Here is a 26,013-nt window from a genome sequence, read left to right on the forward strand (position 1 = left end):
CTCCCACTCCCGTCCCCGGCATCCACGCGTCCGCGATCCGGCGCGGGCCACGGGATACCGCTTCCAGGATTGCACGGATGCGCCGCGTGGGGTCAGCGGTTGTCACCGCGGGTGGATGCCCCGCTGCGCTCAGGACGGGCCGCCTTTAGAGTCACAGTGCCCATCCGCCCTGCGCATCATGCTCGTCGCCCGGAGGTGCCCCATCGCCACGGTCGCCGGTTCCGGCAGTTCGACGAACCCGGCCCTGCAGTTCGCCGAGTCGTACGTCACCGAGGACCTCGTCCTACGGACCGCACGCAGCCTCGCCCGCGAGGTCGGCCTGAACGCGGTCACCGCGGGCGCGGGTGCCGCGTTGCGCCTGCTCGCCGCCGCCGGCAACGCCCGCGCGGTGGTCGAGATCGGCACCGGCACCGGCGTCAGCGGCGTCTGGCTGCTGCGCGGCATGCGGGCCGACGGGGTGCTCACCACCATCGACGTCGAGGTGGAGCATCAGCGGATCGCCCGACGCATCTTCGCCGAAGCCGGCTTCGTCGCCGGCCGGACCCGGATCATCACCGGCCGGGCGCTGGACGTTTTGCCTCGGCTCGCCGACGGCGCGTACGACCTGGTCTTCGTCGACGCCGAGGTGACCGCCTTCCCCGCCTGCGTGGACGCCGCGCTCCGGCTGCTGCGGCCGGGCGGAGTCCTGGTGCTCAACGGTGCGCTGGCCGACGGTCGGATCGGCGATCCCGCCGCCCGCGACCAGGAGACGGTCACCGTTCGCGAGACGGTGAAGGCCATCCGCGAGTCGGAGCACTGGATTCCGGCGCTGCTGCCGGTCGGCCATGGGCTGTTGGCTGCGGTGCGCTGCTGAACCGACGCGGCCGGCCGCCTGGCGGGCCGGCAGCCGCACCGAGCGACCGACAGCGAGGCGGCCGACCCCGCCATGCCCACAGTCAGTCCAGCGCCGCCAACCAGCGCAGCAGCCCGCGTACGCCCCAGCCGGTCGCGCCCCTGGTCAACTCCGCGTCGGCGCGTTCGCACCAGGAGGGTGCGGACATGTCGATGTGCAGCCAACGGTCACGCAGGTCGCCGGTGAACTCCCGCAGGTAGAGGGCGGCCAGCACGGAACTGGCGCCCTGGGTCGGCGCGCTGTGCAGGTCGGCCAGGTCGCTGCCGAGGTGCTCGACGTAGTCGTTTGGCAGCGGCATCCGCCAGGCTGACTCGCCGGCCGAGCTGATCGCCGCCAGCAGTTCCTCGGCGAGCTGATCGTTGTCGCTGTAGAGGGCGCCGGTACGGGTGCCCAACGCCACCGAGTTGGCACCGGTCAGGGTGGCCAGATCGACAAGCAGGTCGGGCTGGAGTTCCTGCACGGCGTACGCCAGCGCGTCGGCGAGGACCAGCCGGCCCTCGGCGTCGGAGTTCGTCGTCTCGCTGGTCAACCCGCCGTAGTGCCGGATGACGTCGCCGGGCCGGAACGCGGCCCCGCTGACCATGTTCTCGGCCAATGGAGCGAGTGTGGTCACCCGGACCGGCAGGCCCAGCGCAGCGACGCCGAGGGTGGCCGCAACGACGGCGGCGGCACCGGCCATGTCCTTGCGCATCAGCTTCATCGCCGGCACGGGCTTGATCGAGATACCGCCGGTGTCGAAGGTGATGCCCTTGCCCACCAGGACCACGTGGGTGCGGGCTTCGGAGGGATGCCAGTCCAGCTCGACCAGGCGTGGGCCGCTGGCCGATCCGCCGCCGACGGCGAGGATGCCGCCGAAGCCCTCCGCGGCCAACTGCTCCGGCTCGCGGACCCGCAGCGTGAGCCCGGGCAGGTCGGTCACGGCCTCGGCGACCTGTTCGGCGAACCACTGCGGGTTCTTCACCGAGGAGGGCATGTTGGTGAGGTCCCGGGCCAGTCGGGTCATTCGGGCGGTGGTCCGCGCCACGGTGACGGCCTGCTCGTACGCCTCGGGGTCGGCGACCGCCAGGTCGACGTCGGTCAGCGAGGGGGCGTCGGGGTCCGCACCAAGCCGGAACCGGTACGACCCCAGCAGCAGCCCTTCGACAAGCCCGCGCACCGCCTCGGGTGCCACCCCGGCCGGGAGTGCGAGTGTGACATGAGTCTCATCTTTGGCCGTGCGCGCCAGCGCCGCACCGCCGGCCCGCCAGGCCGCCTCGTCCGCCGCACCGATCCCGAGCAGCAGCAGTCGGCGGGGAGCACCTCCGGGTCGCAGCTGCGTGTGCACCTCACCAGCGCGGCCGTGGAAGCGCGCCACCGGGATCAGCGCGGCCACCTCGTCGGCGATGCCGTCGGGTGGGGCCACTCCGGTCGGCATCGGCTCGGCCTGTGCGTCGTCGGTGGCTCCGGGTCGTACGGGCAGGACCAGGGTGTCGAGCCGGTCCGGCTCGGCGGTCAGACGGATGGCGAGCACGCGGAGCCGTACCTCCTGGAGACGGACGCGCGGTGGACTTGGCCCGCGCGAGGGTGTGACGGCTCTGAGCCACCGGTGGGACCGGTGGCTCAGAGCCAGGAACCAGACGAACTGTCCGCGGCGGCGAGCGTCGCCGACGCACCGGCCTCAATCAGCCGGCGGCCGCCTTCAGCGCGTCACCGAGAGCAGTCGCCTCGTCGGGAGTCATCTCGACGACGAGCCGGCCACCGCCCTCCAGCGGGACCCGCATGACGATGCCCCGGCCCTCCTTGGTGACTTCCAGCGGACCGTCGCCCGTCCGCGGCTTCATCGCCGCCATGTTGTCTCCCCTCAGACCTACACCAGGGTCGGTGGGTTGCCCCACAGCCACTTCGCCATGACCACCCGCAACTTGCACGTGGGTGTCGACCGACGATTTTCCCTGATGAACACCGCCGGACCCAAACCGAAGCAGCATTGATGTAACAGCATCTAGCTTATCCCTAGATGGCCTGTCACAATGTGCGGTCATGCAGGCACGGTCGGCACTCTTCGACCTGTACGGCGACCACCTCCGGCCGCGGGGTGGTCGCGCACCCGTTGCCGCGCTGGTCAAGCTACTGGCACCGCTCGGGATCGCGCCCCCCGCCGTACGGACGGCGGTCTCCCGAATGGTGCGCCAGGGCTGGCTCGAACCGATCAGACTGGCGTCCGGTCCCGGATATTCGATCACACCGAAGGCGGCCCGCCGACTGGACGAGGCCGCCTCCCGGATCTACCGCACCGGTCGGGTCAGCTGGGACGGGCGTTTCGACCTACTGGTGCTGGACGCGCCGAGCGCACGCCGGGACCGCCAGCGACTCGCCGCCAACCTCCGGTACCTCGGCTACGGCACCCTGGACGAACAGACCTGGGTGGCCACCCGTCCGGCAGAAGACGTCGACCTGTTGCTCAGCGAGGCGGGCGTACGCTTCGAGCGGTTCAGCGCCGCGCACGCCGCCGGCACGCCGGGCGCGATGGGCCTGGTCCGCCGGGCCTGGGACCTGGCCGAGATCGGCCGGGCGTACGAGGAGTTCGTCGCCGAGCAGCGGACGTTGCTGACCGGCGTCACGGCCCGCAGTGGCGACGAGGAGGCGTACGCGGCCCGGTTCCGGCTGGTGCACGCATGGCGTACGTTCCTGTTCCGGGATCCGCAGCTGCCCCCGGCGCTGCTGCCCGAACGCTGGCCCGGTATCGCCGCAGCCAGCTTCTTCGACCGCCACGCGGCCCGGCTCCGGCCGGCCGCCGACCGGTACGTCGAGCTCTGTCTCGACGGTGGACACCGGATCGCCCGACAGAAGGGTCGCCAGACGTGACCGAGCCGCTGCTCGTCGACCGCACCGACGCCGTCGTCACCCTCACCCTGAACCGCCCGACGGCGATGAACTCGCTCGACGTGGCGCTCAAGGAGGCGCTGCGGGACACCCTGGCCGAACTGGAGTCCGACCGTGGCTGCCGGGCGGTGGTGCTGGCCGGGGCGGGTGGGTCGTTCTGCGCCGGCCAGGATCTGCGCGAGCACGTCGAGACCCTCCAGGCGGGTGACGGCAACCCGTTGGACACCGTCCAGGCGCACTACAACCCGATCGCCGCCCGGCTGGCGAGCCTGCCGAAGCCGGTGGTGGCCGCCGTCCGAGGCATGGCCGCCGGGGCGGGTGCCTCGCTGGCCTTCCTGGCCGACATCCGCATCGGGGGCCCGTCCACCAGCTTCCTGATGGCGTTCGCCAAGGTCGGGCTGGCCGCCGACACCGGCGCCTCGTGGACGCTGCCCCGGCTCGTCGGCCACGCCAAGGCCGTCGAGCTGCTGATGCTGGCCGAGCCGGTACGCGCCGAGGAGGCCTGCCGGCTGGGGCTGCTCAACCGGATGACGGACGACGACGAGCAGGTGCTGCCCACCGCGCAGGAACTGGCCGCTCGGCTCGCCGCCGGACCGACGGTGGCCTACGGGGCGATCAAGCGTCAGCTCTCCGTCGCCGACGCCGGCACCCTGGCCGACGCGCTGGCCGCCGAGGCGCAGGCACAGGCCATCTGCGGCGCGACCACGGACCACCGGACCGCCACCATGGCCTTCGTCGGCAAGCAGAAGCCGGTCTTTGAGGGCCGTTGACCCGCCGCCGGTCGGTCAGTCGTCCTCTTCCGGATCCTGGTTCGCCTCCGCGCCGAGCACGAACGCCTGCATGGCCAGTTCGTCGCCGGAGGGTGAGACGAAGGCGGGCAGCTCCCGGGGGCCGAGCTCCTGCACGTACGCCCAGAACAGCCGGACCGCCTCGGCCGGCGAGTCGGCCTCGATCGGCAGATCCAGGCTGACCAGCCAGGTGCGGCGCTGCGGCGCCGGGCCGAGCCGGTCGACCAGTTCGCGGAACGTCGCCGCGTCGAGGGCCGTGACCGGCCCGCCGAGGACCAGCGCGTCGGCCGCCACCGGCTCGTCGAAGGCCCGCCGGGTGTACGCGACCACAAGCGTGTCGGGTGCTCGGTCGGACTGCGGGTCGTCCGGGTCCTCCGGACGTCGGGCGGCCGGGCCGGCGACCCGGCCCACCGCCACCAGCCGCGGTGGCTCGTCGGCCAGCACCGCGACCTGGTCACCGGGGCGGGGCAGGCTGGTGCCGTCCAGCCCGGTCAACTCAAGCGTGTCGTGGTGGACGAGCCGTTCGGCGTCGTACCGTCCGGCGGGCAGGAGCACGGCCCAGGTGCCCGTGCCGTCCGCCTGGCTCGCCCCGTTCACCCGGTGTGCGGTGTCGGTCGTCATGCCCTCATCCCATCACGCCCGTCGCGGATGTCACGACGTGGCAGCCCGTCAGATGGTCGTCGACCATCCCGGTGGCCTGCATCAGCGCGTACGCCGTCGTCGGGCCGACGAACCGGAAGCCACGCTTCTTGAGCGCCTTGGCCATGGCCGTGGAGGCGTCAGTCAGCGCGGGCACGGCCGCGGCGGAGCCCGGTCGGGCCCGACCGGGTGGCGGGGCGAAGGACCAGAGCAGCGCGGACAGCCCGTCCGGAAGGTCCTGTGCGGCGCGCGCGTTCGCGATCGCAGCTTCGATCTTGGCCCGGTTACGGACGATGCCGGCGTCGGCGAGCAGTCTGGCCACGTCGGCCTCGCCGTAACCGGCCACCGTGTCGATCCGGAACCCGGCGAAGGCCGCCCGGAAGGCCGGCCGCTTGCGCAGGATGGTCAGCCAGGACAGACCCGACTGGAACGCCTCAAGCGTCATCCGCTCGTAGAGGGCGTCGTCACCGTGCAGCGGGCGGCCCCACTCGGTGTCGTGGTAGACCGCGTAGTCGGGAGTGCTGGCACCCCACCCGCACCGGGCCAGTCCGTCGGCGCCGATCACCAGTTCAGTCACGGCATCAAGGCTAGGCCCGGTGTCCGACAGCCGGCCGCGCACCGGTCAGGGCAGGCGGCCCTGCTCGACCTGACGGGCGAAGCGTCGCAGCGCCTGGGTGAGGCTGAACTTGGAGCCGGGCCAGAGCACCGGCCAGGCCACCCGCCCGGCCGGCCCGCCCGGCAGGTGGAACCACTCGTGCCAGACCACCTGACTGCGCCCGCTCTCCAGCGGGGTGCACCGCAGCACCCCGGGGCCGCGCAGCAGCGTGCCGCAGTGCACCACGCCGATCTCGTACGGCGCGTCCACCCGGACCACCCGCATCTTGTCCCGCAGCACCGCCGGGCCGAGCGAGGTGACCGCCTCGACCAGGCTCCCCTCACCACCGTCGCCCTCCACCACCCGGACGGTGGTGAACGGGATCCACTCGGACTGCCGTTCCCAGGCCAGCAGGGCGGCGAAGACCTTCTCGGCCGGCGCGTTGACGATCACCGTGGCGGTGACCTCACCGGCACCAGGTTGGGCCGCCTCGCGAAGATCGTCAGCGCCGTCCGATCTGCTCACGCCGACTCCGACCGGACCACCGAACTGTGCGGCCCGGATCCCGGCGCCCCACTGGCGGCCGGCTCGTCACCGGAGTCGGCGGTGGCGGGTGCCGCAGCGTCGTCGGCCGGCACCGGCTGCTCACCGGCCGCCCGGACATCGCCGTCGACCCGCGCCGTCGGGTCGGTCGGCGCTCCCGCCGCCGCCTGCGGTGCCGCCGTTGACTCCGTGGTGGTCTTCGGACCCGGGCCCGGCCGGTCGCCGGTCTCGACCACCGTTGGCGTCACCGAAAGCTCGATCGTCGATCCTTCGACCGTCTGAGGGTCCTGCGCCTCGATCGGCTTGGCCGCCGACTGCTCGCGGGCCTGGCGGAGCGCGTCGGCGTCGTCGATCCGTCCGTCCCGCAACGCCGCCACCTCCGCCTCCAGCACTCCGATCAGCTCGGCCTTGTAGCCGATGTCGTACGCCGCCCGGCGCATCGCCTGATCAACCTGGGTCATCCGGTACCCACGCAACGCGGTGTCGAAGCGCACCTCGCCGACGTCCGACTCGCGTAGCGGACGGTCGCCGGGCAGCGGCACGGCCCGCCCGTCCGCCTCGACCGGGGCCAGGCCGGGATCCCGACCGGTGACCAGCACCGTCACGCCGAACACGACCGCCGCGACGGTGACCGCCACGACCAGCAGGAGCAGAAGCTGACCCATGCACTGATCGTGGCACGCCGAGAGGATCGGGGCGACCCCACCCGGCGCGGCGTACCGCGAACCGGCAACCGGATAGCGTCAGTGCAGCGGCGGCGTGATCGTCGGTGGCGGGTGGCGATGTGGGAGGTGGCGTGGCCGGGGTGCTGCGGCTCGGGGCTCGGCGGTTCGGTCCCGAAGACCTGGTGGTGATGGCGATCGTCAACCGCACCCCGGACTCGTTCTTCGACCGGGGCTCGACCTTCCAGGCCGACAGCGCGCTGCGGGCGGTGGAAAAGGCGGTGGGCGAGGGCGCAGACATCGTCGACATCGGCGGGGTGAAGGCCGGGCCGGGTACCGAGGTGGATGTCGCCGAGGAGATCCGTCGGACGGTGGGCACCATTGCCGCCGTACGGGCCGCCTTCCCGGAGGTCGTCATCTCGATCGACACCTGGCGGGCCGAGGTCGCGGTGGAGGCCGTGGCGGCCGGCGCGGACCTGCTCAACGACACCTGGTCGGGGGCGGATCCGGCGCTGGCCCGGGTGGCTGCGCGGACCGGGGTCGGGCTGGTCTGCTCACATGCGGGCGGACTCAGCCCACGCACCCGGCCGCACCGCGCGGCCTTCGACGACGTGGTGGCGGATGTGGTCGCCACGGTGACCGGCCTCGCCGAGCGTGCGGTCTCCCTGGGCGTACGCCCCGACGGGCTCCTCATCGACCCGGCGCACGACTTCGGCAAGAACACCCGCCACTCCCTGGAGATCACCCGGCGGTTGAGTGAGCTGACCGCGACCGATTGGCCGGTGCTCGTGGCCCTGTCGAACAAGGACTTCATCGGCGAGACGCTGGACCTGCCGGTCACGGAGCGGCTGGAGGGAACGCTCGCCGCGACGGCGGTCTCCGCATGGTTGGGCGCCCGGGTCTTCCGCGCCCATCAGGTCCGGCCGACCCGCCGGGTGTTGGACATGGTCGCGGCCGTTCGAGGCGATCGGCCACCCACGCTCAGCCGCCGCGGCCTCGCCTGAGCGGCCCACCCAGGGGTCAGGTCCAGCGGAGGATGTTGCGCCGCCAGGCGTAGAGCAGGCCGAGCGCGAGGACGCCCACGAAAATCGCCATCTCCACCACCGTGACCATGCCGAACCCGGGCCGGTCGAAGACCACCGCCCAGGGGAAGAGGAACACCGCCTCGACAGCGAACAGCACGTAGAGGTACGCGTAGACGTAGTAGCGGATCTGCATCTGCGCCCAGTCGCCGCCCACCGGGTCGAGCCCGCACTCGTAGCTGGCCCGCTTGCCGGGCGGATCTGCCGGGCGGGCGGGGCGCAGCACCCGGTTGGCGGTGAACGCGACGACGAGGAAGAGCACGCCAGCGAGCAGCAACAGCCCGAGCGTCGCGTACGAGCCCAGGTAACCGGTCACGGTCGGTCAGCCTACCGCCCGTCGGGAGACCACGGCCGCGTCGCGAACTTCTTTTCATCTGGGACTAGTGTCCCAGGGCAACTTCCGACCACCATGGGACCACCACCAGCACCGGAGGATCAATGGGACGGCTGCCCGGACGACGCGTGTGGCGTCGTAGGCTCGCGTCCGCCTGTGCCCTCGGCCTGCTGCTGGGCGTCGGAGCCGGCGCGGCGCCGGGTGCGCTGGCGGCCGTGGCGTTGCCGAGTCGGGCAACCGAGCCGGGGCCGTACAGTCCACCGGCCGAGCCGACCGGCGAGCCCGAGCCGACGTCGCCGCCACCGACGGTCGAGCCGCCGGTCGAGACGAGTACGCCCGCCGCGCCGTCGACGACACCCACACCGGGTGCCACCACCGGCGGACCGGCCCCGAGCAGCGGTCCGCCGGCCGCGACCGTGGCACCGCCCCAGCCCACGTACTCCCCGCCGTCCCGGCCGCCCGCGCCCACCGTCGCACCGCCCGTGTCGGCCGGCGTGAAGGTCACCACCGGCGACGTCACCCTGCCGGCCGGCTACTGGAATGCGGCCAGCACGGTGGCCACCCTGAACGTGACAGTCACCAACACCGGCAGCGCGAACGCCGGCGTCCGCCTCGCCTACACCCTGCCGGCCGGACTCACCGACGCCGGCACGGACGGCTGCGCCGCCGACGGGAACCGGGAGTACCGCTGCGGGCAGTGGACCACGGCACCCGGCGCGCAGTTCAGCACCCGCCTGCGGATCCGGGTCGACGGCGACGCCTGGCGCAACATGCCGCTGGCCGGCTCGGTACGGGTGACGGCCACCGGCGCGGCCGGCACCGCGAGTGACGACGAGGGCTTCGCCGTGCTGTTTCCGCCCGGCCCACCGGCGCCTGGGATCACCATGTCGGCCGGTGAGGTCACCTTCGACGTCGACGGTGCCAGCGAAGGATTCCTCGTCCGGCTCGGCAACACCGGTCGGGCCGACGCCAGCGGCTGGGTCGACGTGCTGCTGCCCGCCGGGGTCACGGTGACGACGCCACCTGCCGGCTGCGTCGCCGCGGCGGCAACGCGTACCCGTTGCGAGCTCGGCACCGTCCGGTCGGGGCGTACGGAGGAGGTCAGGTTGCCGGTGACGGCGACGCCGCAGGCGCTGCGCAGCGCACCGCTGTCCGGAGCGGTGATCGGCCGGCTCAACCCGCGCAACGGTGCCGACCGGCGGATGCAGCTCAGCTTCCGGATCACCGCGGCGTCACCTGAGCAGCTCGCGGTGGTGCCGCCGCCAGCGACGTCGCCGAGCCTGCCCCCGGCCGGGGCGGCACCGGGTGACACCGGGGGGTCGTTGTCGAGACAACGCACGGCGATGCTGCTGGTCACGGTGTCGGCGCTGCTGGCGGTCATCGCCGTCGGGCTGGCCACGGCGCGGTTGCGGCGCCGGATCAGCGCGTCGCGGACTGGCGGCGCGGAGACCACCGCCGCGACGCTCGGGATCGAGGCGAACCAGCCCCTGGGGGGCGTGCCGGAATCGGACAGCGGAATTTGGTTCCGGGCCCGACGGCCGGCCCGGACGCAGGACCGACCCGGCTGGGACGTGCGGTGATATGGATTACGGCGGCCACGGCGAAACACCGCAAGTTATCACATAAACCCTCAGTTTTCGATCCCAGTCGGCGGACCTCCGGGCAGGGCGCGCCCTCGATCCGACGTAGGCTCTCGGTGAGGGAAGGACAGGCGGGCCGGACGGTGACGGACGGCCGGTACAGCGGCGCGTCAAGGAGGTCTCGTGGCCGGGCAAGGCGAGGTCACCATCCAGTTCAGCCGGCCGCGCCACGGCGCGCTACGAAGCGAGGTGCGGCCGTGAGCAAGCAGATCCGCCAGCTCGAACGGGTGGTCATCCGGTTCGCCGGCGACTCCGGCGACGGCATGCAGCTGACCGGCGACCGGTTCACCTCGGAAACGGCGCAGCTGGGCAACGACATCTCCACGCTGCCCAACTTCCCCGCCGAGATCCGGGCTCCCGCCGGGACCCTGCCGGGGGTGTCGAGCTTCCAGGTGCACTTCGCCGACTACGACATCCTCACCCCGGGTGACGCGCCGAACGTCCTGGTCGCGATGAACCCGGCGGCGCTCAAGGCGAATCTCGCCGACCTGCCCCGGGGCGCCGACATCATCGTCAACACCGACGAGTTCACCCGGCGCAACCTGGCCAAGGTCGGCTACGCGAGCAGCCCGCTCGACGACGACACTCTCGCCGGGTACGCGGTGCATCCGGTCGCGCTGACCTCGATGACGATCGGCGCGCTGACCGAGCTGGACGTGTCCAAGAAGGACGCCGAGCGGGCCAAGAACATGTTCGCCCTCGGCCTGCTCAGCTGGATGTACTCCCGGCCGTACGAGTCGACCCTGCGGTTCCTGGAGCGCAAGTTCGCCAAGCGGCCCGAGCTGGTCGCGGCGAACGTGGCCGCCTTCAAGGCCGGCTGGAACTTCGGCGAGACCACGGAGGACTTCGCCGTCCGCTACGAGGTCAAGCCGGCCAAGATGCCGCCGGGGACCTACCGCAACATCACCGGCAACGCCGCGCTGTCGCTCGGCATCGTCGCCGCGGGTGTCCGCTCCGGCCTGCCGGTCTTCCTCGGCGCGTACCCGATCACGCCGGCCTCGGACATCCTGCACGAGCTGAGCAAGCACAAGCGGTTCGGCGTCACCACCATGCAGGCCGAGGACGAGATCGCCGCGATCGGCGCGGCGCTCGGGGCCTCGTACGGCGGCGCGCTCGGCGTGACCACCACCAGTGGCCCCGGCGTGGCGCTCAAGGGCGAGACCATCTCCCTCGCGGTGGCGCTGGAGCTGCCGCTGGTGATCGTGGATGTGCAACGGGCCGGCCCGTCGACGGGCATGCCGACCAAGACCGAGCAGGCCGACCTGAACATGGCGCTCTTCGGCCGGCACGGCGAGGCGCCGGTGGCGGTGATCGCGCCGAAGTCCCCGTCCGACTGCTTCCACGCCGCGCTGGAGGCGGCGCGGATCGCGCTGACCTACCGCACCCCGGTCATCCTGCTGTCGGACAACTACGTCGCCAACGGTTCCGAGCCGTGGCTGCTGCCCGAGGTCGACTCCCTGCCGGACCTGCGGGTCGAGTTCGCCACCGCGCCCAACAGCGAGGACGGCACGACCTTCCTGCCGTACCTTCGCGACCCGCAGACCCTGGCCCGACCGTGGGCCGTACCGGGCACCCCCGGTCTCGAACACCGCATCGGCGGGCTGGAGAAGGCCGACAAGACCGGCGACATCTCGTACGACCCGGCGAACCACGACTACATGGTGCGGACCCGGGCGGCCCGGATCGAGACCATCCCGGTGCCGGACGTCGAGGTCGAGGACCCGGACGGCGACGCCCGGGTGCTGGTGCTCGGCTGGGGCTCGACGTACGGCCCGATCGGCGCCGCCTGCCGCGCCCTGCGCCAGCGCGGCCTGCCGGTCGCGCAGGCGCACCTGCGGCACCTGGCCCCCATGCCGGCCAACCTTGGTGCGGTGCTGCGCTCCTACGACCGGGTGGTCATCCCCGAGATGAACCTCGGCCAGCTCGCGCACGTGATCCGGGGTCGCTACCTGGTCGACGCCATCGGCTACAACCAGGTCCGCGGCCTGCCGTTCACCGCCGCCGAGCTGGAGACGATGCTGGAAGAGGTCCTGAAGAATGTCTGAGCCCGTCGCTCTCAAGCTCACCGCCAAGGACTTCAAGTCCGACCAGGAGGTGCGCTGGTGCCCCGGCTGCGGCGACTACGCGATCCTCGCCGCCGTCCAGCAGTTCATGCCGGAGTTGAACATCCCCCGGGAGAACACCGTCTTCGTCTCCGGGATCGGCTGCTCGTCGCGCTTCCCGTACTACATGAACACCTACGGGATGCACTCGATCCACGGGCGGGCGCCGGCGATCGCCACCGGCCTGTCGGTCTCCCGGCCGGACCTGTCGGTATGGGTGGTGACCGGTGACGGCGACGCCCTCTCCATCGGCGGCAACCACCTGATCCACGCGCTGCGCCGCAACGTCAACCTCAAGATCCTGCTGTTCAACAACCGGATCTACGGGCTGACCAAGGGTCAGTACTCACCCACCTCTGAGGTCGGCAAGATCACGAAGTCGACGCCGGTTGGTTCGGCCGATGCGCCGTTCAACCCGCTGTCGTTGGCGCTCGGCGCGGAGGCGACCTTCGTCGGCCGGACCATCGACTCCGACCGTAAGCACCTCCAGTCGGTGCTGCGCGCCGCCGCCGAGCACTCCGGCTCCGCCTTCGTGGAGATCTACCAGAACTGCAACATTTTCAACGACGGGGCGTTCGAGCAGCTCAAGGAGCCGGGCACCCGCGACGACTACCTGATCCGACTGGAGCACGGCCAGCCGATCACGTTCGGCAAGGACGGGCAGTTCTGCGTCGTACACCCGCCCGGCGGGTTCGGCCTGGAGGTACGCGAGACCGCGTCGACCCCGGCGGAGGAGATCGTCGTACACGACGCCACGGTCGACGACCCGGCGTACGCGTTCGCGCTGTCCCGGCTGCCCGGCTTCGACCTGCGGAACACCCCGATCGGCGTGTTCCGCTCGGTGCGCCGGCCGTCGTACGACAGCGTGGTGCAGGGGCAGTTGGCCGACGCCCGGGCGACCGTCACCGAGAGCCCGGAGCAGCAGTTGGCCGGGCTGTTGGGCAGCGGCGACACCTGGACCATCGTCGGCTGACCCGTGCCGTGACCAGCGCGGCCGGGCCGTTCCCTCGGGACGGCCCGGCCGACGTTTTCGGGCCCGGTGGTAGTCGACCGTCGCTCAGGGCAGGGTGTTGGCGGTGGGGCGGTCGTCGCGTACGTGCACGAGCATGTCCCCGGTCTCGATGACCGCGCCTGCCCGGTCCGCCAGGGTGACCACCTTGCCCCGCCGGACCAGCGCGATGACCAGGGTGTCGAGTTCCCGGGGCGACCTGCCGACCTCGCTGCGTTCCGCGGAGCGCATGGCCAGCGCCATGCCCTGACCCGGGGTGAGCAGATCCTCCACCACGTCGATCAGCGGTGGCGCCGACGTCGACAGACCCAGCAGCCGGCCGGCGGTCGCCGAGGAGACGATCACGTGGTGCGCCCCGCTCTGCTTGAGCAGTGGGGCGTTCTCCGCCTCCCGGGCCGCGGCGATGATCCGGACCTGGCCGGCGGTGAGCTGACGTACGGTCAGCGCCACCAGCACCGACGCATCGTCGCTGTCGGTTGCAATGATCACTGCCTTGGCGGTCCGTACGTGGGCCTGGTTGAGCACGGAGGATCGGGTCGCCGAACCTTCGATGGCGACCAGCCCGTTCGAGGTAGCCTGCCGCAAGGCCGGACCGGCACGTTCCACCACCACGATCCGGGACTTGTCCAGCCCGTTCTCCAGCAGTGCCGAGATCGCGCTACGGCCCTTGGTGCCGTAGCCGCAGATGATGACGTGGTCCTTCACTTTTCTCTCCCACCGGTGCAGGCGACGGCCGGTCCGGTACTGCTCGGTCAGGACCTCGAGGGTGGTACCGACCAGGATGATCAGGAACAGCACCCGGGCCGGGGTGATGAACAGGACGTTTACCAGCCGGGCCTGCTGGGTCATCGGCACGATGTCGCCGTATCCGGTGGTCGACAGCGAGACCACCGCATAGTAGAAGCAGTCCAGCAGCGTCAGGCCGTCCCCGTTGTTGTCGCGGTACTGCTCCCGTTCGAGGTAGACCACAGCCACCACGGCGAGGACCAGCCCGATGGCGGCGGCCAGCCGGATGCTCAGCGCGCTGAGCGGGCCTCGCCGCTGCGCGGGAAAGTGGATCACCTGGGGTCCTGCCCCGCGTCGGTCGCCTGCACGTCCACAACATAGCGGCTGACCCGGGAACCGCACGGCGGGGTGGCGTCAATGGACCGGTACGGCGAACGCGGCGGCGGACGGGCATGATGGGACGGTCAGCGCAGGAGCGGCGAGAGTGAGGCCCGTATGTCGTTGCTGAGACGGGTGATCGGCGCGGTACTGCGCCGCGAGCGCCAGCACCAGGGCCGCACGCTGCGGGAGGTCGCCCAAGCCGCCGGGGTCTCCGTGCCGTACCTGTCCGAGGTAGAGCGCGGGCGCAAGGAGGCGTCCTCCGAGGTTCTCGCGGCGATCTGCCGGGCGCTCGGCCTGCACCTCTCGGATCTGTTGGAGGAGGTTCGCGACGAGCTTCGGCGGGTCGAACGCCGACTGCCGGCCACCGGCCCGGCCGGCCATGTCCGGGCCGGTAATGTCCCGGCCACCCGGCGCGGCGACCCGGCGACCGCGCCCGCTGGCCGCGGTACGGACGGATCCGCCCAGCCGGTCGCCCGACTCAACGCCGTCGGCTTCGGCGCGGACCTCACCGCAGGGCTGGGCGGCAACGGTCCCTATCCGGGCTGGACCGGCCCGGTCGGGCGGATCGGCGCCGCCGGCCCGACCGGCGGCGAACTCAAGGGCGGTGGGCTGACCGGCGGCGGGTCGGCCAGCGGAATCAGGGTCATCGCCTTCGCCGACCCGGTCGGTCCGATCCACCTCGTCGCCCGGGGTCCGCTGCTCCGTCGCAGGTCGACCACCCGGTCGTCCCTCGGCCCGCTGCACCGGCCCAGGGCACGTAGGCGAGCCGCCCGGCGGAGGGCCACAGTGCGGGCCACCGTCGGCAGTCACCGAGGGTGAGGCCACCAGACATTGTTGACTCCTCCGAGGAATGACCTGAACTGGCGGCTGGTCGCCGTCGTTCTGCCGTGGGCGGATCTGCCCCGAGCAGAACGGCTGGTTGAAGTCCGGCGGCATCCCGCAGGCTGAAGGGGCCGGTCCCCGAGCGCTCGACGTCGCCGCCGGCGGGTGGAGGTTGACCATGATCACAATGCTCGACGACGGCCAGCGGACCTTCGGCGACCAGGTGTTCGAACGGCTGCTACGAGAGCGGATCGTCTTCCTCGGCAGCGAGGTGAACGACGAGATCGCCAACCGGATCTGCGCCCAGATCCTGCTGCTCGCCGCCGAGGACCCGGAGCGGGACATCACCCTCTACATCAACTCGCCCGGCGGCTCGGTGAGCGCCGGAATGGCGGTCTACGACACCATGCGCTTCGTCCGCAACGATGTGGCGACCCTGGCCATGGGGCTCGCCGGCTCGATGGGCCAGTTCCTCCTCTGCGCCGGCACGGCCGGCAAGCGGTACGCGCTGCCGCACACCCGGATCCTGATGCACCAGCCCTCCGGCGGCATGGGTGGTACGGCCTCCGACATCACCATCCAGGCGGAGAACATGCTGCACGTCAAGCGGACGATGCAGGAGTTGATCGCCCAGCACAGCGGCCGCACCCTGGCCGAGATCCAGCAGGACTGGGACCGGGACCGCTGGTTCACCGCCGAGGAGGCCCGGGAATACGGCCTGATCGACCAGGTGGTGAACACCGCCACCCAACTGTCCACGAGCTGATGCCGATCGCAGGCCACTTGGGCGACACCTCCGGCTACCTGGACGCCTAGCGCCGAGCGGGACCGACGATCGAGTAGGCGATCAACCCGCCGAGGGCGAGTACCGCGGCAATCAGCATGGCGGCATCGCTCTCGGCTGGCTGTCCCTGCCACGTCGCCGTTGCGCCCCAGACACCCTGCTGGGGGTACATGACCGCGACAGTGGTCCAGCCCAGCGGCAGGAACCACGATCTGGCGGCACCGACCACGGTCGCGCACAGGGCGGTCAGCCCCAGCAGGCCCGCGGCGTCACGGGCCACCAGCGCGGCCGGCCCGAACCGGGCCCCGGTGTACCGCGTGACGAGCAGGACAGCGAGGACGACCACCAGGCCGGCGAGCAGGTGCACCGCGCGCCGCCAGGGCCAACGCATCGACGCGGTGCGGTCCAGGTTCTCGTCGGGACCGGCGAGGGTGGACGACAGCACCGCGACCATCAGCAGGACGGTCATCACCACCACCATCGCAGTCACGTCCCGCTCCTTGGCGAAGGCCAGGCACAGGCCCCACACCACTGCCGCGCCGCCGACGGCGGCAATCAGGGCCAGTGGTACGCGCCGCGAGCGCAGGTACAGCAGCATCCAGGTCACCGGGCAGCCCCGGACAGGATGCCGGTGACGTCGGCGCAGGTCCGGAGGGCATCACGGACCGCCGTGACCCGGGCCAGCGCCTCGTCCTCGGGCAGTGCGCGCAATCCCTGCCACAGCGCGACCGCCGCGGGGTTGATCTCGGGGTCCTCTTCGATCATCCCGGGAACCACTCCGACGTCTGACCGCGGTTCGCGCTCCAGAAGCCAGTAGGCCGCCGCCCGTTCGACCACCTCGTTACGGTTCTCGCACCGTCCGTCGTACTGGACACCCAGCCCACGGACAATCTCGGGAACCACGGCGGCCGGGTGTGCGAGCCCGCCACGCTTGTCGATTCGTACCTGGATCCTGACGACGCCGTCCTCAGGCGAACTGACCTCGTCAGTCATGAACGTGCGGGTGTCCTCGTACACAGCGGTGGGCGCGTCCGGCAGTTTGGCCAACGCCGTCAGGCCCTCCCGGGCCAGCGGAGTCAGGGCGTCGAGCACGTTGGCGTTGACCCGGCTGACGCAGACCGTCGGCGTGTCGTCGGTGCAGAGCAGTTCCCGCGCAACCGGGTCGACCGGCCAGTTGAGCACGCCTTCGTCCCTGGGTACGACCGCTGTCGCCACAAGGAGCCCGAGCACCACCGGCACCAGCGCTGCCGTACGGGTGCGCCAGCCATCGGCCACGAACAACAGCATCCCAGCGGTGGCGAGTGCGGCCATCGAGATCGCGAGCGCAGCGCTGACCCGATTGTCGATCGTCTGGTAGGCGTGGAACGGAAGCGTGCCGTGGACCGGGGAGACCGCCGCGGCCAACCAGTCCGGAAGCCGGATGACGCTGAGGAAGATCAGCAGGACGCCGGCCACCGCCAGCGCCGGGGCGGTCACCAGGGCGGGAAGCATACGCCCGATGCCCAGTCCGAGCCACGCCGCACCGATCAGCGACATCGCACCGACACCGGTGACGACCGCGAAGTTCAGCAGGGGCACGTGCCGGGCGGTGGAGGCGATCCAGCCGATGCCCGCCACGGTCACCAGCAGGTAGGCGACCGTGAGGGTGAGTGCCATCGCACCGAGGACCGGCAGCATCCGCTGTGCGCGTGGCCGGGCGGTGGTGGTGAACAGCTCGCCCACCTTCGCCCGGTGCTCACGGCGGCCCTGCCAGGCCCCGGCGGCCAGCGCCAGCGGCCACAACAGGAGCAGGTATTCGCGGACGGTCATGGCCAACGCCATCCAGCCGCTCGACCAGCGGCCGGTCGCCAGATAGAGCGCACCGACCCCGACCACCACCGTGATCAGCCCGGCACCGAGCGCCGCGGACCGACGTAGTTCGATTCCCAGAACGGTCATCGGACGGCCTCCGCGCGGTGCCGGCGGAGGACGGCGGAGTAGCCGCGCTCGGCCGGGCTGTCACCGGCATCACCCTGGTCGCCCTGCATGGTCAGGCCCTCGGGGGTACCCTGCCACACCAGGCGGCCCACGTTGAGCACGAGCACGTCGGTGCAGGCGGCCACCACGTCCTCCACCAGATGGGTGGAGACCAGCACGCAACTGTCGGTGCCGAGGTCACGCAGCAGCTCGCGGAAGTCGAGCCGCTGTTCCGGGTCGAGGCCGACGGTCGGCTCGTCGAGCAGCAGGAGCTGCGGATCGTTGACGATGGCCTGCGCGATCCCGGCCCGGCGCAGCATGCCACCGGAGAGGGTCTTGAGTCGGGCATCGGCCTTGCTGGTCAGCCCGACCCGGTCGATCGACCGTTGCACGGCCGCCGCGACTTCGGCCTTCGGCATCTCCTTGAGCCACGCCATGTACCCGACGAACTCGCGGACCGTGAACCGCGGATAGAAGCCGAAGTGCTGCGGCAGGTAACCGAGGTTACGACGGAGCGATCGCAGATCGGATCGGCTGTCGACCGAGTGTCCGAGCAGGGTCAGCCGCCCCCCGGCGGGGTTCAGGACAGTCGCCAGAGCCCGGATCAGAGTGGTCTTCCCCGCACCGTTCGGGCCGAGCAGCCCATGCACCCCGGAGGGCAGGGCCAGGTCAAGACCGTCCACGGCAAGGTGACGCCCCGCCCGGACCCGTAGACCCTCGGCGTGCACCTCCCACGGATGGGTGGTGACGGCCGTTTCGGCCGCACTCACGGCACGCATCATCATCGTCTCCTTCATTGATCGGCAGCGCGGCAGCGACGCCGCCTCTTTCGCAGGTCGGAGCTGCCCAGGCAAGGCAGGAGTCGTCTGGGCACGGTGGGAGCTGTCTAGTCGTGGTGGGTGAGTCGACGGAGTCCGTTGACCCGGAGGAGGGCCATGACGGTCAGCAGCAGCGTGGCCAGTGCCCAGATGCCGGCACTGTCGGCGGCCAGGACCACCGGGAGCCGAGCTGCGGCCAAACTCGGAGCGATCACGACGAGCGTCCAGATCGCGATCAGTCCGATCGCGGCCCGGCGTACGCCGACAAGCGTCCCCAGCAGCAGCGTGGCGGCGGTGAAGGCCAGGCACGGCAGCAGCATCAGAGCAAGTGACACCCCGGTGCGCGCACCAGCCACGGCGAGAGCGGGAATGACGAAGGCCAGCACCGCCGCAGTACGCCGCAGCAACATCGTCAGACCGGTGGCGGGAGTGGCGGCAATCAGTTCCCAGGCCGGATCGGCACGCCGATGCCAGGCGACCGCCACGCCGGGCAACGGAGCCAGCGGTGCGATCAGCAGCACCAGCGAGGGCCGCCCCGCCCACAGTTCACCGAGCAGCGCGGCGGAGGCGAGCACCGTGGCGGTCATCGCCAGCCACGGCAACAGCGTGCCGACGAACCAGCGGTGGCGCAGCACGGACCAGGGCCGGCTGCGGCCGGCCGGAACGGGCGTGGCGGCGATCTCCCGGTCCAGGTTCATCGCGACGCGATCGATCAACGTCCGAGTGTCGACAGTGGTGGCACCGGCCAGCCGGGCGCGACAGTCGCCGCAGTCCTCAAGGTGCACCTCGACCGCCCAGACGCTGGCCTCGTCGAGGCCGGGATCCCCGGCGGCGTACCGCTCTATCTGGGACATCGTGGGATGGGTGGTCGTCATGACAGGGCCTCCCGCAGGGCGATCCGGGCGCGGCGGACACGGGACTTGACGGTGTTCTCCGGCACGCCCAACAACACCGATGCCTCCCGCATGGAAAGCCCGTCGAGGACCGTCGCCCGCAGCGCGGCCCGTACCTCGGGCGGAAGGACCAGCAGGGCCTGCTCCAACTCCTGGCCGACCCGGGCGGCCATCACCTCGTCCTCGGCCGCCGGGGCCGTGTCCGGCATCAGCTGCACCTGCGGCACCCGAGCCCGGCGCGCCCGACGCCGGAACGCATCGACCAGACGGTGGGCGGCGATGGTCCACAACCAACCCACCGCGCTCCCCTGCCCCCCGCCGCCGCGCGCCGCCGGGACTCCGGCGAAACTGCCCGCAGCCCGCCAGACCGTCAGGTACGTGTCCTGCAGGACTTCGGCGACCATGTCCGGATCGGCGCACCGGCGGCGCAGGCGCACCTCCAGCCAGGGCACCGTACGCCGGTAGAGCTCGTCGAACGCGCGCCGATCTCCACGGGCCACTCGGCGTACGAGTTCACCCTCGTCAGCTGCGTCCATGCCTCTTCTCACACCCGGTAAGACGACGCGCCCCAACGTATCGGGTCCCAACTCCGTGTGATCGCCGTCACTTGTCTTGCCCAATCGCTGAAGGAGGATCAGTGATCGGTGCCCGCTCATGACCGCTGGGCCTCGCGGCTACTGGCCCGTGGGCGGCCCAGGATGGTCCGTCCAGCACTCTTGACCTTGCGCCCACCCATGCCGGCTCGGTTGGCCTACAGTTTCGTCGTGCCTGGATCCGACGATGCCGCTGACGGACGCATCGCAGTACGTTCGCGACGCCGACGTATCTGGCTGCTGTCGTTTGCCGCGGTTGCCGCCGGCTGTTTCGGCGTGCTCAAGTTGCAGGATCCCGTTGGGACCCCGGCTCAACGCTATGTGTCTCAGGTCAGCGTGCGCGGTTACGAACGAGTGCACGACTACATTGATCCTGGTACGGCGCCTGCCGAGGTTCGCGCCGCAGTCGCGATCTTCATCGGACCTCCGGATGATTATGCCCTTGCTCGCGTCTCGGGACCGGGACTTGTCGTCAGCGCTCCGACAAAGGATCCGGACTTCCGCGGCTTCCAGTTGATCGGTCACGGCGAGTGGCACGGCTGTTTCGTGCACGTCAAGCGCTGGATGACGAGTCAGCCGCGATTTTCGTACTACGAGCTGACGGCGGATGAGAGGGCCGCCTTCGAGGCCGGACGACTGTCGGTGTTGTCTATCGCTGTCGGATGTAGTGATGGGTAGTTGCCCGCGCCATGCGGCCTTCGCGCGGCTACGATCGCGTAATCCATGATCGCCGACGCGCTTCCTTGGGTCTTTGGCCGTTAAAGCGGATCTCTGAGGAGGGTCGGGGTTCGGGGCGGAGCCACCATCGCCCAGGTCGACAAGCTCGCCGCCACCTGCGACCTTCCCGACCGCGTCCTGGTCCTGCTGCTGGCCTACGGTGGCATGCGAATCGGGGGGCGCTGGCGCTGCGTCGACACCTGGCGACGCTGCCCGACGGGCCGGATGTGTTCGTCTTCCCCGGTCGACAGTCGCACACCAGCACGGCAGCAGAGCCATCACGGATTCCGCCGTCGCTTCAACATCGCCCTACGGTCGGCTGGATTGAACGACGTGACGCCCCATGATCGGCGGCCCACCCATCTGAGCACCTGGACGCGAGCCGGTCGAAGGTTGCAAGGCGATCGGGCACGCAGCGGGCACGTAAGCCCCGGAAGGCGGATCAGTGATCGATGATCAAGGCTGTTACCTGGTGCCCCCGGCAGGATTCGAACCTGCGACACACGGTTTAGGAAACCGATGCTCTATCCCCTGAGCTACGAGGGCGCGAGGGCACAGTCTAGCGACCTGGGGTTTACCTGAGGTGGCAGGGAGTGGCAACGTTCCCCCGATCATCGTTGTCCCAGCCTGCCGCGTCGCCGGGCCGACGTTGCACGACCGGTCTGGCTCCTGGCCAACCGACGGTGCAGCGGCTTGAATGGCAGGGTGCAGATCAGCAAGGACGGGCGGAGTTGGCGCATCGGCACCGCCGCCGACGTGAGTTGGATCGCCGGGAACACCACTGCCGGCGTCTCGATCACCACCGCCATCCCGCCGGTCTTCGACGCCTACGCCACCACGTACCAGGCCGACGACGTCACCGTCGCCACCTACGAGCACGCCCTGGTCGAAGACCTCATCACGCACACTCCGGACCAGCCCTGGTGGCTGGCCTACCTCGACACCGGCGCCCACGACGTCGTCTTCCCCCACGCCCCGAGGGTGTTCCTCTACTGGGACTGGCCGTACGTGCTGGTCGAGGCCGGTCCCGAGCAGGCCCTCACCTGGCGCACCGGTGGGCACATGCGCCACGGCCGCGGAGCGCTACCCGATCTGTTCTTCCCCGCCGACCGGTCATGGCTGGTCTCCGCGCTCTGGGACGACACCTGGACCTGCGTCGGCGGCCCGACACCCGTGATCCACGCCCTCGAACGCGACCCCGTGGCCAACGCCCGCCAGGTACGACCCGGCGAAGACGCGCTGCCACCGGGACTGGTCCGCGAGTAACGACCAACGCCGACGTCGCGGTCAGTCCCGACCATCGCGATCACCTTGCGGCCACAGAGGCATGACGAAGAGCCGGATACGGCCGGGAGACGATCCGCCAGGCGCTACGACCGGAGGTCTGACGAGCAACCAACCGCAGCCGGCGCAGGATGCCAGTACCGTCGAGGATCTGAACACCTGGCTCGACGCTGACCTGCTCCGGCGGCTCTGGCCGCCCACCCTCTGGCTGCCGCGCCAGCTCCGCGGTCGCTGGGAGGAAGCCTTCCCCGAACTCGCCGCAACCCGCAGCAACGCGGCGTAGCGGTGGACCCCTTCCACGAACGCCTCGCCCGCACCGGGCTCGGGGCAACCGAACGATACGGCTTCGCCCTGGCCGGCGGCTACGCTGTCCAGGCCGCCGGACTCCTGGAGCCTCCCCTGTGCTTTGCAGGTGTGCCGAACCAGCGGGAGAGCCCTTCTCGCAACGTGGCCTCGGCGGTGGCGGTGGGTTCGTCGAGCGTCGCGGCCCAGGCGACGTGCCATGATGCCCCGGTCGGTGCGCAGGGTGAGGTCGGGTGCGAAGGTGCCGGCCAAGGCGTGGTGGCCGGCACCGGGCCATCGGGTAGCGGACGTCGGCATGGGCGACGAGTGCTCCCATCCGGCGTTCGGCCGCGACGGCCGGGTGCCGAGCGCAAGGGCTCTCGATTCGTTGCGGCGCCGCCTCGTCGGATCACGTTCACCGAGACGGCACCGCAACGCCCCACACCGGCCCGGGTCACGCTCGCTTCGTGAAGGCGGAACGCGCCCACAGGTAGCCGACGAGGGCGATCGCCACGCACCAGGCGACTGCGACGGCCGCGTCGGTGGTGTCGGGCGCGCTGTCGAGCAGGCCGCGCACGGTCTCGATGATCGGCGTGAACGGCTGGTACTCGGCGAACTGTCGCAGGCCCGGCCCCATCTTCTCGGCCGGGACGATCGCGCTGCTGAAGAATGGCAGCATGACCAGCGGCACGGCGGCCATGCCCGCCGTCTCCGGCGATTTCGCCGAGAGTCCCAGCGCGACAGTGAACCAGCCCGCCGCGAACGCGAGCAGCACGACGACACCACCCACGGCGAGCCAGTCGGTCAGGCCCGCCTCCGGGCTGAACCCCAGCAGGAAGGCCACTCCGACGAGCGCCGCGATGGCGATCACGTTGGTCAGCACGCTGGTGACGACGTGGCCGGTCAGCACCGCGCCGCGGGAGACGTCCATGGCCTTGAACCGGTTGATGATGCCCTTGGTCATGTCGGAGTTCACCGCTGTCGCGGTGGCTCCCAGCCCGTAGCAGACGGCCAGCAGGATCAGGCCCGGCGTCGCGTAGTCGATGTAGTCCATGCCGACGCTGAAGGCGTCGCCGAACATGTAGACGAACATCAGCATGATGATGATCGGCATCAGGACGGCGTTGAACACCGAGGTCGGGTTCCGGGTGAGGTGTTTGAGGTTGCGGCGCAGCATGACCAGCGAATGGGACTGGGCGCTCATTTCGTGTCGACCTCCGTGGCGTGGCCGGTCAGGGCGAGGAAAACGTCGTCGAGGTCCGGGGTACGCACGGAGCACTCCTCGGCGCTGAGGGAGTGCTCGTCGAGCCGGTCCAGCAGGGCCCGCAGTGACTTCGTACCGCCGTCGGCGGGCACCCGCAGGGCCAGCGCGTCGTCGTCTCGGGTGGCCTCGGGGAAGATCCCCGCGGCGGCGTCGAGTTCGGCGGCGGTGGAGAACCGTAGCCGTACGTGTGTTCCGGGGATGAGGCGTTTGAGCTCTTCCGGCGTGCCCTGGGCGACCAGGCGGCCCTGGTCGAGCACCGCGAGGCGGTTGGCGAGTTGGTCGGCCTCCTCCAGGTACTGCGTGGTGAGGAAGATGGTCGCGCCGTCGGCGACCAGGTCACGCACGATCGACCACATGGTGCGGCGGCTGCGCGGGTCCAGGCCCGTCGTCGGCTCGTCGAGGAAGATGATGCGCGGATCGCCGACCAGCGTCATCGCCAGGTCGAGCTTGCGACGCATGCCCCCGGAGTAGGTGGCGGTCGGCTCGTCCGCCGACGCGGTCAGCTCGAACCGGTCCAGCAGGTCCGTGACGATTCGCGCGCCGCCGCCGGCGACCCTCCGGTTGAGGTCCACCATCAGCTGGAGGTTCTCGCGTCCGGTCAGTAGTTCGTCGACGGCCGCGAACTGGCCGGTGACGCCGATGGCCGCGCGGACCGCCTTGGCGTCGGTGGCAAGGTCGTGGCCGGCGACCCGGACCGTGCCGCCGTCGGCCTGGACCAGGGTGGTCAGCACGTTCACCGTCGTCGTCTTGCCCGCGCCGTTGGGGCCGAGCAGGCAGAACACCGTGCCGGCGTGGACGTCGAAGTCGACGCCGTCGAGGACGGTCTTGTCCTTGTACGCCTTGCGCAGGCCCGAGACCGAGATCGCCGGGATCGTCACGTGGTCACCTCCGGGGTTACCGAGGCGGCGTCGAGCGCCGCGGTGATCTTGTTGGTCATCTCGGCGACGGTTGGACCGGGTGCGCCCTGACGGGTACGGACAGCGGCGTCGAGGGCGACGACGACGGTGCGGCGGAAGTTGTCGGCCTCGGCCGGAGCCTGCTCGGCGAGCAGGCGCATCGCCTCGGTCAGGGCGGGCAGCACGCGGTCGGCAAGCTCGGCCACCGACCTGCCGTCCAGGTCGACGCCCGTGGACTTCTCCGCAAGCACGTGCCCGACCAGGCCGGTTGCCGAGGCCAGGGCGATGGACCCATCGGTGGCGATCTTGTGCGGCGAGCCGCCGGCGGCTCCGGCGGCCGACAGCAGTGCGACCGCACCGTACGCGGCCGTGCGAAGCGTGAGTTTGTCCTGGGTGGAGAGGTTGACGGGCACGGTGGTGAACTCCTTGACGTTGACGTTGACGTTGACGTTGACGTGGGCAGGTCGCGACCGCCGGGTGGCGACCCCGGATCACTGGGCGGGTCCCGGCTCCCGACCGGGGCGGCCCACGTCCGAGGGCGGACAGGATCTTTCATGGCAAACCTCTATTCTTCGGGCACGGGTCGGCCCGGACGTGCCACTGGATCGGAGTCAGGGCCGCCGGTTACGGCAGGGTGAGTTCGTAGCGGAGACGCCGCCCTAATGGGCGGAAGCCCAGGTGTCGACGCAGGGCGACCAGGTCGGAGTCCCCGTCGGCGGTGCGGGTCTCGATCTCCTCGACGTGTGGATGGATCTCGCGTAGTCGGGTGAGCAGAGCGGCGTTTACCCACAGCCCCAGCCGCTGGCCGCGATCACCGACGAGCACGGCAGGGCCGTACTGGCGGGCGCGGACCTGCGGCAGTGCGCCTGTCATCGCCACGACATAGGCGGCCACCCCGCCGTCCGCCTCGGCGGCGCTCACCACCGCGGCACCGGGCCCGCTCGGATGCCGGAGCAGTTGCTCGACGCTGGTCGCGCCGCACGGATCCCCGGTCCAGTGACGCAGTCGGTATCCGGGGTGCTCGACATCGACCAACTCACCCAGCCAGGCATGGTGGACATCGCAGTAGCTGAGCAGATCATGGCTCCCGGATCCGGTGCGCCGAAATCCGTGCCGCTCACAGAACGACTGCGCGGCGGAATCCGGGGCGGTCTCCACGATCAACCGCTGGCCCACGGCGTGTGCGCCGACGGCGGCCAGCAGCCGCGATCCGATCCCTCGACGACGCCACTGCGGCTGTACGTACAGGTTCAGCTCGAGGGTGCCCGGCTGCGGGGCGGTCTGCGGTGGCAGTTCGTACTCGAACGGCATGACCGGCCGCAGGTCGGCGACCCCGGCCACCGAACCGGGCGACGTCACAGCGTGCCAGCGTGGGATGCCGAGATGATCCGGCGCCGCCACGATGTCGATCACGCTTTCGCTCATGCGTTCACCATCGCCCGGCCGCCC

The 26,013-nt window shown here is 71.0% G+C and carries 29 protein-coding genes, 1 tRNA gene and 1 pseudogene; 13 read left to right on the forward strand and 18 right to left on the reverse strand.

Annotation, left to right across the window (positions count from 1 at the left end):
- Window positions 1-178 precede the first annotated feature (178 nt).
- The gene (locus Vse01_RS07850) at window positions 179-853 is read left to right on the forward strand and encodes an O-methyltransferase (protein ID WP_232511370.1); all 675 of its coding nucleotides are present in this window, start codon (window positions 179-181) and stop codon (window positions 851-853) included.
- 82 nt (window positions 854-935) lie between these two features.
- Here the strand turns inward: Vse01_RS07850 and Vse01_RS07855 are convergent, their stop codons facing one another.
- Window positions 936-2,402 carry a leucyl aminopeptidase family protein gene (locus tag Vse01_RS07855; RefSeq protein WP_093408367.1) on the reverse strand — a complete coding sequence of 489 codons (1,467 nt, stop codon included), beginning with the start codon at window positions 2,400-2,402 and terminating at the stop codon, window positions 936-938.
- A 151-nt stretch (window positions 2,403-2,553) separates the two neighbouring features.
- Window positions 2,554-2,721, reverse strand: a complete 168-nt coding sequence (locus Vse01_RS07860) for a DUF3117 domain-containing protein (protein WP_013283866.1) — start codon at window positions 2,719-2,721, stop codon at window positions 2,554-2,556.
- Between the two features lie 190 nt (window positions 2,722-2,911).
- Here Vse01_RS07860 and Vse01_RS07865 point away from each other — a divergent pair, with 190 nt between their 5' ends.
- Window positions 2,912-3,736, forward strand: coding sequence for a PaaX family transcriptional regulator (locus tag Vse01_RS07865; protein WP_093408370.1), 825 nt, complete (start codon window positions 2,912-2,914; stop codon window positions 3,734-3,736).
- Window positions 3,733-4,524: an enoyl-CoA hydratase-related protein gene (locus Vse01_RS07870; protein WP_093408372.1), complete on the forward strand. Its 792-nt coding sequence runs from the start codon at window positions 3,733-3,735 to the stop codon at window positions 4,522-4,524. The genes Vse01_RS07865 and Vse01_RS07870 overlap by 4 nt, the downstream gene beginning before the upstream one ends.
- Window positions 4,525-4,539: 15 nt before the next feature.
- Here the strand turns inward: Vse01_RS07870 and Vse01_RS07875 are convergent, their stop codons facing one another.
- From Vse01_RS07875 to Vse01_RS07890, 4 genes are read right to left on the reverse strand one after another with little or no spacing between them, the layout of a single operon-like run.
- Entirely contained in the window at window positions 4,540-5,163 is a 624-nt protein-coding gene (locus Vse01_RS07875; RefSeq protein WP_093408375.1) for a hypothetical protein, read from the reverse strand.
- A gap of 4 nt (window positions 5,164-5,167) precedes the next feature.
- Entirely contained in the window at window positions 5,168-5,758 is a 591-nt protein-coding gene (locus tag Vse01_RS07880; protein ID WP_093408377.1) for a DNA-3-methyladenine glycosylase I, read from the reverse strand.
- A gap of 45 nt (window positions 5,759-5,803) precedes the next feature.
- Window positions 5,804-6,301 carry an SRPBCC family protein gene (locus tag Vse01_RS07885; RefSeq protein WP_093408380.1) on the reverse strand — a complete coding sequence of 166 codons (498 nt, stop codon included), beginning with the start codon at window positions 6,299-6,301 and terminating at the stop codon, window positions 5,804-5,806.
- Window positions 6,298-6,984 carry a DivIVA domain-containing protein gene (locus tag Vse01_RS07890; RefSeq protein WP_093408382.1) on the reverse strand — a complete coding sequence of 229 codons (687 nt, stop codon included), beginning with the start codon at window positions 6,982-6,984 and terminating at the stop codon, window positions 6,298-6,300. The genes Vse01_RS07885 and Vse01_RS07890 overlap by 4 nt, the downstream gene beginning before the upstream one ends.
- A 131-nt stretch (window positions 6,985-7,115) precedes the next feature.
- Here Vse01_RS07890 and folP point away from each other — a divergent pair, with 131 nt between their 5' ends.
- Entirely contained in the window at window positions 7,116-7,985 is an 870-nt protein-coding gene (gene folP, locus Vse01_RS07895) for a dihydropteroate synthase (protein WP_093408385.1), read from the forward strand.
- A gap of 16 nt (window positions 7,986-8,001) precedes the next feature.
- On the opposite strand, the gene Vse01_RS07900 is transcribed toward folP, so the two are convergent.
- Entirely contained in the window at window positions 8,002-8,379 is a 378-nt protein-coding gene (locus Vse01_RS07900) for an NADH-quinone oxidoreductase subunit A (protein ID WP_093408387.1), read from the reverse strand.
- A 122-nt stretch (window positions 8,380-8,501) separates the two neighbouring features.
- Here Vse01_RS07900 and Vse01_RS07905 point away from each other — a divergent pair, with 122 nt between their 5' ends.
- From Vse01_RS07905 to Vse01_RS07915, 3 genes are all read left to right on the forward strand, one after another.
- Window positions 8,502-9,977, forward strand: coding sequence for a hypothetical protein (locus Vse01_RS07905; RefSeq protein WP_198413225.1), 1,476 nt, complete (start codon window positions 8,502-8,504; stop codon window positions 9,975-9,977).
- A gap of 257 nt (window positions 9,978-10,234) precedes the next feature.
- Entirely contained in the window at window positions 10,235-12,082 is a 1,848-nt protein-coding gene (locus Vse01_RS07910) for a 2-oxoacid:acceptor oxidoreductase subunit alpha (protein WP_093408391.1), read from the forward strand.
- Window positions 12,075-13,112 (forward strand): 2-oxoacid:ferredoxin oxidoreductase subunit beta, encoded by a 1,038-nt coding sequence (locus tag Vse01_RS07915; RefSeq protein ID WP_093408394.1) that lies wholly within the window; start codon window positions 12,075-12,077, stop codon window positions 13,110-13,112. The genes Vse01_RS07910 and Vse01_RS07915 overlap by 8 nt, the downstream gene beginning before the upstream one ends.
- A gap of 84 nt (window positions 13,113-13,196) precedes the next feature.
- Here Vse01_RS07915 and Vse01_RS07920 read toward each other — a convergent pair whose 3' ends face one another.
- On the reverse strand, window positions 13,197-14,210 hold the full coding sequence (locus tag Vse01_RS07920; protein ID WP_093408396.1) for a potassium channel family protein: 1,014 nt from the start codon (window positions 14,208-14,210) through the stop codon (window positions 13,197-13,199).
- A 159-nt stretch (window positions 14,211-14,369) separates the two neighbouring features.
- Between Vse01_RS07920 and Vse01_RS07925 the strand changes: the two genes are divergently transcribed.
- Window positions 14,370-15,074 carry a helix-turn-helix domain-containing protein gene (locus Vse01_RS07925; protein WP_093408399.1) on the forward strand — a complete coding sequence of 235 codons (705 nt, stop codon included), beginning with the start codon at window positions 14,370-14,372 and terminating at the stop codon, window positions 15,072-15,074.
- 181 nt (window positions 15,075-15,255) lie between these two features.
- Window positions 15,256-15,843 carry a ClpP family protease gene (locus Vse01_RS07930; protein ID WP_093408401.1) on the forward strand — a complete coding sequence of 196 codons (588 nt, stop codon included), beginning with the start codon at window positions 15,256-15,258 and terminating at the stop codon, window positions 15,841-15,843.
- Between the two features lie 46 nt (window positions 15,844-15,889).
- Here the strand turns inward: Vse01_RS07930 and Vse01_RS07935 are convergent, their stop codons facing one another.
- From Vse01_RS07935 to Vse01_RS07955, 5 genes are all read right to left on the reverse strand, one after another.
- Window positions 15,890-16,459 carry a hypothetical protein gene (locus tag Vse01_RS07935; protein WP_232511371.1) on the reverse strand — a complete coding sequence of 190 codons (570 nt, stop codon included), beginning with the start codon at window positions 16,457-16,459 and terminating at the stop codon, window positions 15,890-15,892.
- A gap of 5 nt (window positions 16,460-16,464) precedes the next feature.
- The gene (locus tag Vse01_RS07940) at window positions 16,465-17,799 is read right to left on the reverse strand and encodes a hypothetical protein (RefSeq protein WP_093408406.1); all 1,335 of its coding nucleotides are present in this window, start codon (window positions 17,797-17,799) and stop codon (window positions 16,465-16,467) included.
- On the reverse strand, window positions 17,796-18,599 hold the full coding sequence (locus Vse01_RS07945) for an ABC transporter ATP-binding protein (protein ID WP_373870656.1): 804 nt from the start codon (window positions 18,597-18,599) through the stop codon (window positions 17,796-17,798). Before Vse01_RS07945 ends, Vse01_RS07940 begins: the two co-directional genes overlap by 4 nt.
- 104 nt (window positions 18,600-18,703) lie before the next feature.
- Window positions 18,704-19,510: a cupin domain-containing protein gene (locus Vse01_RS07950; RefSeq protein ID WP_093408409.1), complete on the reverse strand. Its 807-nt coding sequence runs from the start codon at window positions 19,508-19,510 to the stop codon at window positions 18,704-18,706.
- Entirely contained in the window at window positions 19,507-20,064 is a 558-nt protein-coding gene (locus Vse01_RS07955) for an RNA polymerase sigma factor (protein ID WP_093408411.1), read from the reverse strand. Before Vse01_RS07955 ends, Vse01_RS07950 begins: the two co-directional genes overlap by 4 nt.
- Window positions 20,065-20,292: 228 nt before the next feature.
- Between Vse01_RS07955 and Vse01_RS07960 the strand changes: the two genes are divergently transcribed.
- Window positions 20,293-20,799 (forward strand): hypothetical protein, encoded by a 507-nt coding sequence (locus tag Vse01_RS07960; protein ID WP_139233209.1) that lies wholly within the window; start codon window positions 20,293-20,295, stop codon window positions 20,797-20,799.
- 509 nt (window positions 20,800-21,308) lie between these two features.
- On the opposite strand, the gene Vse01_RS07965 is transcribed toward Vse01_RS07960, so the two are convergent.
- A tRNA-Arg gene (locus Vse01_RS07965) sits at window positions 21,309-21,384 on the reverse strand.
- Window positions 21,385-21,543: 159 nt separating this feature from the next.
- Here Vse01_RS07965 and Vse01_RS07970 point away from each other — a divergent pair.
- The 3 genes and pseudogenes from Vse01_RS07970 to Vse01_RS29925 all read left to right on the forward strand — a co-directional run.
- Window positions 21,544-22,104: a hypothetical protein gene (locus tag Vse01_RS07970; RefSeq protein ID WP_170863550.1), complete on the forward strand. Its 561-nt coding sequence runs from the start codon at window positions 21,544-21,546 to the stop codon at window positions 22,102-22,104.
- Between the two features lie 61 nt (window positions 22,105-22,165).
- Window positions 22,166-22,405 (forward strand): hypothetical protein, encoded by a 240-nt coding sequence (locus tag Vse01_RS07975; RefSeq protein WP_139233210.1) that lies wholly within the window; start codon window positions 22,166-22,168, stop codon window positions 22,403-22,405.
- A 2-nt stretch (window positions 22,406-22,407) separates the two neighbouring features.
- Window positions 22,408-22,521: pseudogene (locus Vse01_RS29925) on the forward strand (nucleotidyl transferase AbiEii/AbiGii toxin family protein); the annotation flags it as partial.
- Between the two features lie 337 nt (window positions 22,522-22,858).
- On the opposite strand, the gene Vse01_RS07980 reads toward Vse01_RS29925, so the two are convergent.
- The 4 genes from Vse01_RS07980 to Vse01_RS07995 all read right to left on the reverse strand — a co-directional run bounded on the left by Vse01_RS07980 (window position 22,859) and on the right by Vse01_RS07995 (window position 25,989).
- The gene (locus tag Vse01_RS07980; RefSeq protein WP_093408418.1) at window positions 22,859-23,608 is read right to left on the reverse strand and encodes an ABC transporter permease; all 750 of its coding nucleotides are present in this window, start codon (window positions 23,606-23,608) and stop codon (window positions 22,859-22,861) included.
- Window positions 23,605-24,546, reverse strand: a complete 942-nt coding sequence (locus tag Vse01_RS07985; RefSeq protein WP_093408421.1) for an ATP-binding cassette domain-containing protein — start codon at window positions 24,544-24,546, stop codon at window positions 23,605-23,607. Before Vse01_RS07985 ends, Vse01_RS07980 begins: the two co-directional genes overlap by 4 nt.
- Complete coding sequence (locus tag Vse01_RS07990) at window positions 24,543-24,977, reverse strand: hypothetical protein (RefSeq protein WP_093408423.1); 435 nt, start codon at window positions 24,975-24,977, stop codon at window positions 24,543-24,545. The genes Vse01_RS07985 and Vse01_RS07990 overlap by 4 nt, the downstream gene beginning before the upstream one ends.
- 211 nt (window positions 24,978-25,188) lie before the next feature.
- On the reverse strand, window positions 25,189-25,989 hold the full coding sequence (locus Vse01_RS07995) for a GNAT family N-acetyltransferase (RefSeq protein ID WP_093408426.1): 801 nt from the start codon (window positions 25,987-25,989) through the stop codon (window positions 25,189-25,191).
- Window positions 25,990-26,013 lie beyond the last annotated feature (24 nt).

It is taken from the genome of Micromonospora sediminimaris (genome assembly GCF_016863575.1).
Classification (GTDB): Bacteria; Actinomycetota; Actinomycetes; order Mycobacteriales; family Micromonosporaceae; genus Micromonospora; species Micromonospora sediminimaris.

Excerpts from the sequence above, each read along its gene's own strand:
- Vse01_RS07850 (WP_232511370.1), top strand. The coding sequence starts at position 179 with ATGCTCGTCGCCCGGAGGTGCCCCATCGCCACGGTCGCCGGTTCCGGC.
- Vse01_RS07860 (WP_013283866.1), bottom strand. The coding sequence starts at position 2,721 with ATGGCGGCGATGAAGCCGCGGACGGGCGACGGTCCGCTGGAAGTCACC.
- Vse01_RS07865 (WP_093408370.1), top strand. The coding sequence starts at position 2,912 with ATGCAGGCACGGTCGGCACTCTTCGACCTGTACGGCGACCACCTCCGG.
- Vse01_RS07875 (WP_093408375.1), bottom strand. The coding sequence starts at position 5,163 with ATGACGACCGACACCGCACACCGGGTGAACGGGGCGAGCCAGGCGGAC.
- Vse01_RS07890 (WP_093408382.1), bottom strand. The coding sequence starts at position 6,984 with ATGGGTCAGCTTCTGCTCCTGCTGGTCGTGGCGGTCACCGTCGCGGCG.
- Vse01_RS07905 (WP_198413225.1), top strand. The coding sequence starts at position 8,502 with ATGGGACGGCTGCCCGGACGACGCGTGTGGCGTCGTAGGCTCGCGTCC.
- Vse01_RS07915 (WP_093408394.1), top strand. The coding sequence starts at position 12,075 with ATGTCTGAGCCCGTCGCTCTCAAGCTCACCGCCAAGGACTTCAAGTCC.
- Vse01_RS07925 (WP_093408399.1), top strand. The coding sequence starts at position 14,370 with ATGTCGTTGCTGAGACGGGTGATCGGCGCGGTACTGCGCCGCGAGCGC.
- Vse01_RS07930 (WP_093408401.1), top strand. The coding sequence starts at position 15,256 with ATGATCACAATGCTCGACGACGGCCAGCGGACCTTCGGCGACCAGGTG.
- Vse01_RS07935 (WP_232511371.1), bottom strand. The coding sequence starts at position 16,459 with ATGCTGCTGTACCTGCGCTCGCGGCGCGTACCACTGGCCCTGATTGCC.
- Vse01_RS07940 (WP_093408406.1), bottom strand. The coding sequence starts at position 17,799 with ATGACCGTTCTGGGAATCGAACTACGTCGGTCCGCGGCGCTCGGTGCC.
- Vse01_RS07945 (WP_373870656.1), bottom strand. The coding sequence starts at position 18,599 with ATGATGCGTGCCGTGAGTGCGGCCGAAACGGCCGTCACCACCCATCCG.
- Vse01_RS07950 (WP_093408409.1), bottom strand. The coding sequence starts at position 19,510 with ATGACGACCACCCATCCCACGATGTCCCAGATAGAGCGGTACGCCGCC.
- Vse01_RS07955 (WP_093408411.1), bottom strand. The coding sequence starts at position 20,064 with ATGGACGCAGCTGACGAGGGTGAACTCGTACGCCGAGTGGCCCGTGGA.
- Vse01_RS07975 (WP_139233210.1), top strand. The coding sequence starts at position 22,166 with ATGACGAAGAGCCGGATACGGCCGGGAGACGATCCGCCAGGCGCTACG.
- Vse01_RS07980 (WP_093408418.1), bottom strand. The coding sequence starts at position 23,608 with ATGAGCGCCCAGTCCCATTCGCTGGTCATGCTGCGCCGCAACCTCAAA.
- Vse01_RS07995 (WP_093408426.1), bottom strand. The coding sequence starts at position 25,989 with ATGAGCGAAAGCGTGATCGACATCGTGGCGGCGCCGGATCATCTCGGC.